The 1,209-nt window shown below is 41.4% G+C and carries 2 protein-coding genes; both read left to right on the top strand.

The window, feature by feature from the left end; genetic code table 11:
• The coding region (locus AC6HVZ_RS19555; RefSeq protein ID WP_497559788.1) for a Mu transposase domain-containing protein at nucleotides 1–311 on the top strand (311 nt) is incomplete at its 5' end.
• Nucleotides 304–1,104, top strand: a complete 801-nt coding sequence (locus AC6HVZ_RS19560) for an ExeA family protein (RefSeq protein ID WP_497559789.1) — start codon at nucleotides 304–306, stop codon at nucleotides 1,102–1,104. The genes AC6HVZ_RS19555 and AC6HVZ_RS19560, both read left to right, overlap by 8 nt.
• The last annotated feature ends 105 nt before the right edge of the window (nucleotides 1,105–1,209 follow it).

Raw genomic sequence — 1,209 nt, forward strand, 5'->3', positions numbered from 1 at the left:
ATATCACATTTTTAGAGGATCTTTCCATGTTGGAAACTATCTTTTTTAAACGGGCAGAGCGAAAAGTGAAATTGGACGGGACCATTACCTTGGAAAAACAATTATATGAAGTACCGTCTCACTATATTGGTCAGAAGATTGAGATCAGAATGGATGATCAAGCAGTATATGTTTTTGAAGATGGAAAGAATGTAGCTGAAGCCATTGCGGTCTCTATGCATGATAACGCACATGTCAAACGGGGAAAATCACCATCACCATTCGCTGTCATTGATACGCCTCACCAAGGGGAGGAAACGAATCGTGTATAAACCCTTTTATTCCTTGGCAAGAACACCCTTTTCCAAGGATATGAGACAGGCAGAGGCATTCCAGTCGACAGGTTACCAAGAGACGTTGAACGGACTTGGATATTTACAAAAATCCAAAGGGATTGGCTTACTTATCGGTGATCCTGGTGCCGGAAAAACATTCACCTTACGATCATTCAAGGATTCACTCAATCCAGCGTTATATCATGTGGTCTACTTTCCATTGTCTACGGGGGGCGTAATGGATTTCTACCGGGGATTGGCTTATGGTTTGGGAGAAGAACCAAAGTTTCGGAAGGTAGATCTGTTTCGCCAAATCCAACAAGGAATTGAACGGATGGAGCAGGAACGCAAAGTTACGCCGGTCTTTATTTTGGATGAGATGCATATGGCAAAAGATGCTTTTTTACAAGATTTAGCGATAATTTTTAATTTCCAGATGGACTCATCAAGCCCTTTTATCCTTATATTAGCCGGGCTTCCCCATTTGAAAACACGACTGAATCTGAATCATCATCGCCCGTTGGCCCAACGAATCATCATGAGGTATCAATTACAAGCCTTGAATAAAGAGGATGTTTCTGCTTATATAGATTACCAATTAAAGTTGGCAGGAGCTAAGATTCCTATTTTTACGGAGACTGCCCTAGAAGCCATCGCTTTACGTTCGCAGGGATGGCCTCGTGTCATCAATACATTAGCTACCAATTGCCTTTTGTATGGGGCACAATTAAAGAAGCAACAAATTGATGAGCAGATCGTTCAAATGGCAGCTGAGGAAGGTGCCTTATGATGTGGCTAGGGACTCTGTTATTTGATGTAGATGAACAGGAATGGAAGATATGTATTGGCGGAAAAATGTATGATACATTTACAGGAATAGAATTTGGAATCCGAA

This window comes from Oceanobacillus sp. NCCP-135 (genome assembly GCF_059698015.1).